Below are 10882 nucleotides of genomic sequence, written 5' to 3' on the forward strand. Positions count from 1 at the left end.
CGCCGAGTGCCGCCTCGCCGCCTCGGCCGGGTGCGCCGAGGGCACCGGCGGCGGACGACAGGAACAGCAACGGCACACAGGTGCCGGGGTCGCCCACGCCGGTCAGCTCGGCGAGGTGCAGGGCGGCGCTCATCTCCCGTTCCAGCAGCTCCTGTTCGGCGTCTGCGCCGTCGCGCGGTTCCGGGAGCCGGGCCGCGTGCACGACGACGGTCGCGGGGCGCCCGCCGGGGGTGCGGTGGAGCAGTGCGGTGACGGCCCCGCGGTCGGTGAGGTCGCAGTCGGTGACGGTCACCTCGGCGCCCGCGGCGGTGAGTTCGGCCGCGAGTGCGAGCAGGCCGTCGCCGGGGGCCGCGTCGGCGAGCACCAGCCGGGTCACGCCCCGCCCGGCGACGAGGTGACGGGCGAGGGCGGCGGCGGCCGGGGTTCCGGCGCCGGTGACGAGGACGGTGTCGCAGGGTTCGACGAGCACCCCGGACTCCCCCGCCCGCGCCGACACCGCCGCCAGCCGGGGAACGCGCACCGCGCCGCGCACGACGGCGAGTTGGGGCTCGGGCAGGGACAGCGCGGCGGGCAGCGCCCGCCAGGAGGAGCGCGCCCCGTCGAGCTCGGCGAGCACCAGCCGCCCGGGCTCGACCAGTTGCAGCGAGCGGATCAGCCCCCACACGGCGCCCGCGCCCGCCCGCGGCCCCTCGGGTCCGTCGGCGGCGCCCGGCGCGCCCTGGGTGAGGAACACCAGCCGCATCCGGGCGAACCGGTCCTCGGCGAGCCACTCGGCGGCCAGCCGGGCGGCGTCGCCCACCGCCCGCGCGGCGTCGTCGGGGCCCGGCAGCAGCCCGGTCAGGACGGCCTCGGGCGCGGGCACTCCGGAGTCCAGGGCCTTGGCGAGGGCCGCGAGGCTCTCGTGGGCCTCAGTGTAGACACCGGCCTTCATCAGGGCGGCGCGGGCGCCGAGCACATCGGGACCGACGAGCACCCAGCGGGGCTTGCCGCGTGGGGCCTCGGCGCCCGTCTCCGGCCATTCCAGGCGGAACAGCGGGCCGCACCGGGCGCCGGTGGGCGCGGTGCGGTCGCCGGGGGCGAGCCGGATCGCGCCGACCGCGACCACGGGCAGGCCGAGGTCGTCGGCGGCCTCCACGGCGACCGTGTCGGTGCCGGTGCGGGTGAGCCGGATCCGCAGCTCGTGGGCGCCCTCGGCGTACAGGGCGGCCTGGTGCCAGGAGTCGGGCACGGGGACGGTTCCGAACGCGCCCTCCCCGGCGAGGGGCAGCGCGCGCAGGGCGGTGTCGAGCAGCGCCGGGTGCAGCGCGTACCCGGCGGCATCGGCGACGGCGACCTCGGCGAACAGGTCCTCGCCGCGCCGCCACAGCCCGCGCAGCCCCGCGGGGACGGACGGGCCGTCCAGGGCGACGGGTGCGGCCTCGGCGGGCGGCCACAGCTCCAGGTCGAAGGCGGCGCGGGGCTCGCCCGCGCAGAGCACGGCGCGGGCGTTGAGGGTCCACGCGGTGCCGGGCAGGGCGCCCGCGGGCCGGGAGTGGATCTTCAGCGGCCGCTCACCGGACGGTCCGGCGTCACCGACGGTGACCCGCAGCCGTACCTCGTCGCCCTCGGGCACCACCAGGGGCGCCTGGGTGGTGAGTTCGGCGATCCGGTCGCAGCCCACCCGGTCACCGGCCTGCACGGCGAGCTCCAGCAGCACCGGCCCCGGTACGGCGAGCGGTCCCGTGCGCTCCGGGTCACCGTCGCCGGGCAGAGCGGCCCGGGAGAGGGTGCCGGTGAGCAACAGGCCGCCGGGGTCGGGCAGTTCGACACAGGTGTCCAGCAAGGGGTGCCGGTCCGGGGCGGTGGGGGCGGCGGGCTCCGGGAGCATCCAGTAGCGCCGGGTGGCGAAGGCGTACGTCGGCAGCGGCACCCGCCGGGCACCGGTGGGGGCGAGCAGGGCCGCCCAGTCGATGGCGGTGCCGCGGGTGTGGAGGTCGGCGAGGAGTTGGGTGAGGCCGGTGCCGGTCAGCGGGAGCAGTTCGGCGTCGGTGCCGTTCAGCGGGAGCGGGTCGGCGTCGGTGCCGTCGGCGGGGGGCTGGTCGGCCTCGGTGCCGTCGGCGGGGGGCTGTTCGCCGAGGACGACGATCGTGCGGTGACCGGATTCCGCGAGCAGGCGCGGGGTGGTCGCCGGGTCGGTGGTCGCCTGGCCAGCGGGCGGGGCGGTAAGGGCAGTGGTCCAGGCGTCGGCGGCTGCTTGGTCCTCGGGGTGCAGGAGGGTGCCGGTGGCGGCGGAGGCCAAGGGGACACCGGTGTCGGTGAAGCGGACGGCAGGCGCGGGCTGCCCAGGTACGACGAGGCGGGCGCCGGTGTCGAGGGTGACCACTCCGGCGGCGCAGGCGGCGGCGATCTCGCCGGGGCCATGTCCGCCTACTGCGGCGAAGTCGACTCCGTAGGCACGCAGTTGGGCGGCGAGCGCGACGGTCACCGCCCAGGAGAGCGGAGCGGCGATCTCCGGTCGCTCCTGCCACCCGGAGGTGGCCAGGACATCGGACGGGTTCCAGTCGACCAGTGGGGCCAGGGCACGTCCGCACGCGTCGAGCGTGGCGGCGAACTCCGGGCAGGTCTCGGCCAGAGCGGCGGTGTCCGCGGTCCAGTGCGGGTCGGCGGGCGGGAAGTAGAGGGCGAGGGAGGGGGCGGCGGTGACCGGGGTGTGCGGAGTGTCGCCGTCGGCGAGGGCCTTCAGGGCGTGCAGCGCGCTGCCGCGGTCGTCGGCGGTGAGGACGGCCCTGTACTCCAGCGCGGACCGGGTGGTGGCCAGGGACAGCGCCACATCGGGCAGGCGCAGGCCCGGCGACTCGGCCAGCAGGGTGTGCAGACGGGCCGCCTGGCCGCGCAGCGCCTCGGGGGTGCGGGCGGACACGGGCAGCGGGATACCGCCGGGCAGGAGGTGTGCCCCGGGCGGGGTGCCGTCGACGGCAGGGGCATCGACCGGGGAGTCGGTGCCGTCGAGCGGGCTGTCCCCGTCCCGGGGCGGCTCTTCGATGATCACGTGGGCGTTGGTGCCGCTGATGCCGAACGACGACACACCTGCCCGGCGCGGGCGTTCGCCTCGTGGCCAGGGCACGTCCTCGCTCAGCAGTCGCACCGCTCCCGCTGACCAGTCGACATGGCTGGAGGGACGGCCGGTGTGCAGGGTGCGGGGAAGGCTCCCGTGCCGCATCGCCATGACCATCTTGATCACGCCGCCGGCTCCGGACGCGGCCTGCGTGTGACCGACGTTGCCCTTCATCGAGCCGAGCCAGAGGGGCTGTTCGCGGTCCTGGCCGTAGGTGGCGAGGACGGCCTGGGCCTCGATGGGGTCGCCGAGGGGGGTGCCGGTGCCGTGCGCCTCGACGGCGTCGACATCGGCGGGGTTCAGCCCGGCCTGGGCCAGGACCTGTCGCAGCAGGCGCAGTTGGGCGGGTCCGCTGGGCGCGGTGAGGCCGTTGGAGGCGCCGTCCTGGTTGACGCCGCTGGCGGCGACGCGGGCGAGGACGGGGTGGCCGTGACGCCGGGCGTCGGAGAGCCGTTCCAGCAGCAACAGGCCCACGCCCTCGGCCCAGTTGGTGCCGTCGGCTGCATCGGAGAACGGCTTGCAGCGGCCGTCGGCGGCGAGGGTCCGCTCCCGGCTGAAGGCGATGTACGGGTCGGGCCGGGACATCACGGCGACACCGCCGGCGAGGGCCAGGTCGCACTCGCCGGAGCGCAGCGCCTGTGCCGCGAGGTGCAGGGCGACCAGCGAGGAGGAGCAGGCGGTGTCCACCGCCACGCAGGGCCCCTCCAGACCGAAGGCGTACGACACCCGGCCCGCGGCCACGTTGCCGGCGGTGCCCATCTGCATGCCGGACGCGTAGTCGTGGTACGTGACCCCCGCGAACACGCCGGTGCGGCTGCCCTTGAGGGAGGCGACGGGGATACCGGCCCGTTCGAAGACCTCCCAGGAGGTCTGGAGCAGCAGCCGCTGCTGGGGGTCCATGGCGAGGGCCTCGCGCGGGGAGATCCCGAACAGTTCGGCGTCGAACTCCCCGGCGTCGTAGAGGAATCCGGCCTCGCGGACGTAGGTGGTGCCGGGGCGGTCGGAGTCGGGGGCGTAGAGGGCGTCGAGGTCCCAGCCTCGGTCGGCGGGGAACGGGCCGATGCCTTCGCCGCCGGAGGAGACCAGTTCCCACAGCGCCTCGGGCGAGTCGGCGCCGCCGGGGAAGCGGCAGCCCATGGCGACGATGACGACCGGGTCGTCGTCGGTGCCGCCCACGGGGAGGGCGGTGGCGTCGGCGGCCTCCTCGTGGTCGTCCACGCCGAGTTCGGTCGCGAGGCGGGCGATGAGTGCGTCCGGGGTGGGGTGGTCGTAGACGAGGGTGGCGGGCAGGCGCAGCCCGGTCTCCTGGTTGAGCCGGTTGCGCAGGTTGACCGCGGCCAGCGAGTCGAAGCCCAGCTCCTTGAACGGCTTGGCGGTGCCGACGGACTCGGCGTCCGGGTAGCCGAGAAGGGCGGCGATCTGTCCGGTGACCAGTGCGGCCACGGCAGCGCGGCGGCGGGTGCGCGGCAGCGAGGCCAGCCTGCGGGCGAAACCGCCGCCCGTGCCACCTTCGGTCCCTGCGCCGCGACGGACGGTGACCCGCAGCAACCCGCGCAGCAGGGGCGGGAGTTCACCGGCCTCGGCGCGCTCGCGCAGGGCGCCCGGGTCGAGTCGCATCGCGAGCAGCAGCGCGCGCTGCGCGGCGGTGCCGGCGTCGAAGAGGGACATGCCGTGGGCGGCGGAGAGCGCGATGACGCCCTGGGCGGAGGTGCGGGCGGTGACCGCCGGGTCGAGGTCGGCGGTCATTCCGCCGAACGTCTCCCAGGGCCCCCACGCCATCGATGTCGCGGGCAGGCCCGCCGCGCGGCGGTGCTGGGCGAGGGCGTCGAGGAAGGTGTTGGCGGCGGCGTAGTTGCCCTGGCCTGGGTTGCCGAGGAGACCGGCCGCCGAGGAGTACAGGACGAACGCCGTGAGGCCGAGGTGCCGGGTCAGGTCGTGCAGATGGACGGCGGCGGTGACCTTGGCGCGGAAGACCTCCGCGAGCCGGTCGGCGGTGAGGGAGGTGAGCAGCCCGTCGTCGAGGACACCGGCCGTGTGCACGACGGCGGTGAGGGGGTGCTCGTCCGGGACGGTGGCGAGCAGCGCGGCGAGCCGATCCCGGTCGGCGACGTCGCACGCCTCGACGCGGACGTCGTCGGCGCCGAGCGCGGCCAGCTCGTCGCGCAGGGCGTCGGCGCCCGGGGCCGCGGAGCCGGAGCGGCTGACCAACAGCAGGCGCCGTACGCCGTGTTGGGCGACCAGGTGGCGGGCGGCGAGGGCGCCGAGGGCTCCGGTGCCACCGGTGATCAGGACGGTACCGGCAGGACCGAAGGGCGCCGCCTCCGCGGCCGGACGGGCGGCGCGGGTCACCCGTGGGGCGAGCAAGGTGCCCTCACGGACGGCGATTTGGGGTTCGTCGTCCCGTACGGCGGCCACGGGCAGGGTGCCCGGGGTGTCGTGGTCGACGAGGAGGAAGCGGCCCGGGTACTCGGACTGCGCGGTGCGCACCAGGCCCCAGACAGGGGCGTGCGCCAGGCCGGACACAGGGTCGGTGTCGCGGGCCGCGACGGCGTCGCGGGTGAGCACGACGAGGCGTGCGGCATCGAGGCGTTCGTCGGACAACCACTGCTGGAGGGTGGTCAGTACGGCGGCGGTGGTGTGTTCGGCCGTGGATGCGAGGGGGGCCGCCTCCGCAGGGGCGTCGAGGGTGAGGACGACCGTGGTCGGGGCCGGGGCGCCTTCGTCGAGGGCGGTGCGAAGAGCGGTCAGGTCCGGCAGGGGGCGGGCGGTGACGCCCTGGGTGGTGAGGTGGGCGGCCAGGGCCGGTGCGTCCGGGCCGAGGATCGTCCACTCCCCCGCGCCGGTGACATCGGCGGCGGGGATCTGCTGCCAGTCGAGGGTGTGCAGGCCATCGGCGCGCGGGGTGGTGGTGAGGTCGTCCGTGGGCACGCCGGTCAGGGTCAGCGTGTCGACGGTGGCGAAGGGCCGTCCCTCGGTGTCGCTGAGGGTGAGGGAAGCACGGTCGGTGCCCGCGCCGGTGAGGTGCAGACGGGCGGTGGCCGCGCCGGTGGCGTGCAGGGTGACGCCCTGCCAGTCGCGGGGCAGCGGGACGTGGCCGTCGGCGGGCGCGGGGCCGGTGGCCACGGCGGTCTGGACGGCGGCGTCGAGCAGCACCGGGTGCAGCCCGAAGGCACCGGCCTCCTGCTCACGCCCGTCGGGCAGGGCGAGTTCGGCGTACAGGTCGCCGCCGCTGCGCCACAGCGCCCGTACGGCACGGAAGACGGGCCCGCAGTGGTGGCCGCGCCGGGCCAGCTCGTCGTACAGGGCGTCGGGGTCGAGGGGTTCGGCCCGCTCGGGCGGCCACGGCTCGGTGCCGGGCGTGGCGGGCGCGGGCCGGGACTCGGTGGTGAGGGTGCCCTCGGCGTGGCAGCGCCAGGGCTGGTCGGCGCTGTCGTCGTCGGGCCGGGAGTGGACGGCGACGCCGCGTCGGCCGGTGTCGTCCGGGGCGCCGACCAGGATCTGCACCCGGACCGCGCCCTGCTCGGGCAGGAGCAGGGGCTCGCGGAGCGCGAGGTGTTCCAGGGCGGTGCAGCCCGCCTCGTCGCCGGCCCGGACGGCGAGTTCCACGAGGACGGAGCCGGGCAGCAGCACCGCGCCCGCCGTCTCCCGGTCGGTGAGCCAGGGCAGGGCGCGGGCGGACAGGCGGCCGGTGAGCAGCACGCCGCCGGCGTCGGCGAGTTCGACGGCCGCGCCCAGCAGGGGGTGCCGGGCGGCGCCGAGTCCGGCGGCGCGGATCCCGGCGGCTCCGGAGGGCCCGGCGGGCAGCCAGGCGCGGCGGCGCTGGAAGGCGTAGGTGGGCAGGGGTTCGGCGCAGGCGGTCCCGCCGGTCGTGCGGGCGGCCCAGTCGACGGCGGCGCCGTGGGTGTGGAGCGCGGCGAGGGCGGTCTCGAAGGCGAGCGGTCCGGGCCGGTTCCTGGCCTGGGCGGGGACGCTGTGCAGGCTGTCGCCGGTGATCTGGGCGGTGAGGGCGGTCAGGGTGGCGTCGGGGCCGAGTTCCAGGCAGCGGGTGACACCGAGGTCGGCGAGCGCGCGCACTCCGTCGGCGAAGCGGACGGCGTGCCGGACGTGCCGCACCCAGTACTCGGGGTCGGTGAGGTCGTCGGGGTCGGCGGGGCGGCCGGTGAGGTCGGAGACGACGGTGAGCCGGGGCGGGGCGTACGCCAGCGACTCGGCGACGCGGCGGAACTCCCGCAGCATCGGCTCCATGAGCGGCGAGTGGAAGGCGTGGCTGACGCGCAGGGCGGTGACCTTGCGGCCCCGGGCGCGGAAGTGCGCGGCGACCGTCTCGACGGCTTCCGCCGTTCCGGCGACCACGACGGCCTGGGGGCCGTTGACGGCGGCGATGTCGACGTCGGGCCGGTCGAGCAGCGGCAGCACCTCGTCCTCGGTGGCCTGGAGGGAGACCATCGCGCCGCCCTCGGGCAGCGCCTGCATCAACCGGCCGCGCGCGACAACAAGACGGCACGCGTCGGACAGTGACCACACTCCGGCCACGTGTGCCGCGGCGATCTCGCCTATGGAGTGGCCGAGCAGTACGTCGGGGCGTACCCCGAAGGACTCCGCGAGCCGGTACAGGGCGACTTCCAGGGCGAACAGGGCGGGCTGGGTGTATTCGGTGCGGTTGAGGAGATCGGCGTCGGTGCCGAACACGACGTCCATGAGGGGGTGTTCGAGGTCGGCGTCGACCTCGGCGCACACGGCGTCGAAGGCGTCCGCGAACTCCTCGTAGGTGTCGTACAGTTCGCGCCCCATGCCGGGCCGCTGCGAGCCCTGCCCGGCGAAGAGGAAGGCGGTGCGGCCGGGGGTGGCGGCGGAGCCGGTGACCAGGCCGGGGTGGGTGCCGCCCTGAGCCAACGCGTCGAGTCCGGTGCGGAGTTCACCGGTGTCGGCGCCGAGGACGACGGCGCGTTCCTCGAACAGGGTGCGGGTGGTCAGCAGCGCGGCGGCGGTGCGGGCGGGGTCGGCGGCGGGCCGGGCGCGTACGAAGTCGGCGAGCCTGCGGGCCTGTTCGCGCAGGGCGGCGGGGGTGCGGCCGGAGACGATCCAGGGCACGGCTCCGGAGGGCAGGCGCAGGGTGGCCGGTTCGGGGGCCAAGGTGTCGGCCTCGCCCGTGTCCGTGGGGGCTTCTTCCAGTACGACGTGGGCGTTGGTGCCGGACACGCCGAACGCGGAGATCCCCGCGCGGCGCGGTGCGTCGGGGTGCGCGGGCCAGTCGGTGTTCTCGTGCAGCAGACGTACGGCTCCCGCGGACCAGTCGACGCGGTTGGTGGGCCGGTCGGCGTGCAGGGTGCGCGGCAGGACGCCGTGCTGGAGCGCGAGGACCATCTTGATCACGCCCGCCACACCGGCGGCGGCCTGGGTGTGCCCGATGTTGGACTTCACCGAGCCCAGCCAGAGCGGTCGTTCGCGGTCCTGGCCGTAGGTGGCGATGAGGGCCTGCGCCTCGATCGGGTCGCCGAGGGAGGTGCCGGTGCCGTGCGCCTCGACGGCGTCGATGTCCGACGGCTTCAGGCCCGCTCCGGCGAGGGCGGCGCGGATGACACGCTGCTGGGAGGGGCCGTTGGGGGCGGTCAGGCCGTTGGAGGCGCCGTCCTGGTTGACGGCCGAGCCCCGGACCACGGCGAGCACCCGGTGCCCGTTGCGCCGCGCGTCCGACAACCGCTCCACCACGAGGACACCGACGCCCTCGCCCCAGCCTGTGCCGTCGGCGCCCTCGGCGAAGGCCTTGCAACGGCCGTCGGCGGCGAGCCCCCGCTGCCGGGAGAACTCCACGAACGCGCCCGGTGTCGACATGACGGTCACGCCACCGGCGAGGGCCAGGTCGCACTCGCCGTTGCGCAGCGCCTGCACCGCCAGATGCAGCGCCACCAGCGACGACGAGCAGGCGGTGTCCACCGTCACCGCCGGGCCCTCCAGGCCCAGTACGTAGGACAGACGGCCGGAGAGCACGGACGCGGTGATGCCGGTGGTGAGGTGGCCGTCGGACTCCTCGGGGCGGCCGAGCATCAGGGCCAGGTAGTCCTGGCCGTTGGTGCCGACGAAGACGCCGGTGCGGCTGCCGCGCAGGGTGCCCGGTTCGATCCCGGTGCGCTCCAGGGCCTCCCAGGACGTCTCCAGCAGCAGCCGCTGCTGGGGGTCCATGGTCATCGCCTCGCGCGGGGAGATGTCGAAGAACGTCGAGTCGAACAGCGGGGCGTCGTGGAGGAACGCGCCCTGGCGGGCGTAGGTGGTGCCGGTGCCGCCCGCCGGGTCGAGGACGCCGTCGAGGTCCCAGCCGCGGTCGGCGGGGAACTCGGCGACGGTGTCCCGGCCCTCGTCGAGCAGGCGCCAGAACTCCTCGGGGGTGTCTGCGCCACCGGGGAAGCGGCAGCCGAGGCCGACGACCGCGACGGGCTCGTGACGGCTCGCCTCGGCGTCATGAAGGCGCTTGCGAGTCTGGCGGAGGTCCGCCGTCACCCTTTTCAGGTAGTCCCGCAGCTTCTCTTCATTGCTCGCCATCGTGCTCCACTTCCTCGCGAAAGCCGTCCACGGTCCCGTGGCCCCCTACGGGGTCACACGATTCCGGGTCCCGGGTCAGGAGATCCCCAGTTCTTTGTCGATCAGGTCGAACATCTCGTCGTCGGAGGCGGATTCGAGGGCGTCCGTCCCGTCGTCGGTGTGCGGGTCGGTGCCGGTCCACAGCGCGAGCAGGTTCCGCAGCCGTTCGGTGATCTCCTGGTGGGCCTCGCCGCCGGTGCGGGCCTCGGCGGCCAGGGTCTGCGCCAGCCGGTCCAGTTCGGCGACGACACCGCTGCCCGCACCCGTCCCGCCGGGCCCGGCGAGTTCGCTGTCCAGGTGGCGGGCGACGTCGGCCGGTGCCGGGTAGTCGAACACCAGGGTCGCGGGCAGGTGCAGACCGGTGGCCGCGCCGAGCCGGTTGCGCAGTTCGACGGCGGTCAGCGAGTCGAAGCCCGCCTCGCGGAAGGCGCGCGTCGGGTCGACGGCGTCGATCCGGGCGTGGCCCAGGACCACGGCGGCCTGTTCCCGCACCAGTTCGACGAGGGCGGCGGTGCGGGCCTCGGCGTCGAGTCCGGCGAGCCGTGCGCGCAACGCGTCGGCGCCGGCTCCGGAGGCGGCGTCCTCCAAGGCTTCCTGCGCTTCCCGGATCCCGGTGAGCAGGGCCGTGGTGCGGGCGGCGGCGAAGGCGGGTGCGAAGCGGGCCCAGTCGACGCGGGCCACGACGGCGGCCGGGTCGTCGCCGGAGGCGAGCCGTTCCATCGCCACGAGCGCCAGGTCGGGGTCGAGTCCGGTCAGGCCGCGGCGGCGCAGGTACTCCTCCAGGCCGCCGCCCGCCGCCATCCCGTCCTGCGCCCACGGCCCCCAGGCCACCGAGGTGGCGGGCAGGCCCTCGGCCCGGCGCCGCTCGGCGAGGGTGTCGAGGTAGGCGTTGGCTGCGGCGTAGTTGGCCTGGCCCGGGGAGCCGATGGCCCCGGCGAAGGAGGAGAACAGCACGAACGCGGACAGCTCCCGGTCCCGGGTCAGCTCGTCCAGGTGCCGGGCGGCCACCGCCTTGGCGCGCAGCACCTCCGCGAACCGCTCGGGGGTGAGCGCCTCGATCAGTCCGTCGTCGAGGAGGCCCGCGGTGTGCACGACGGCGTCCACGGGGTGCTCGGCGAGCAGCGCGGCGAGCGCGTCGCGGTCGGCCGCGTCGCAGGCCGCCACCGTCACCCGGGCACCCAGCGCGGCGAGTTCGTCGCGCAGCCGCGGCGC

At 75.9% G+C, this 10882-nt stretch carries 2 protein-coding genes; both read right to left on the reverse strand.

From position 1 onward, the window contains the following. Positions 1–9631, reverse strand: a 9631-nt coding sequence (locus tag GA0115233_RS38280) for a type I polyketide synthase (protein WP_141689637.1), incomplete at its 3' end; no start/stop codon positions are given. A 75-nt stretch (positions 9632–9706) separates the two neighbouring features. Beyond that, positions 9707–10882 (reverse strand): beta-ketoacyl reductase (locus GA0115233_RS38285; RefSeq protein ID WP_141689638.1); only part of this gene is annotated, 1176 nt, incomplete at its 5' end.

Source organism: Streptomyces sp. DI166 (genome assembly GCF_900091315.1).
Classification (GTDB): domain Bacteria; phylum Actinomycetota; class Actinomycetes; order Streptomycetales; family Streptomycetaceae; genus Streptomyces; species Streptomyces fuscus.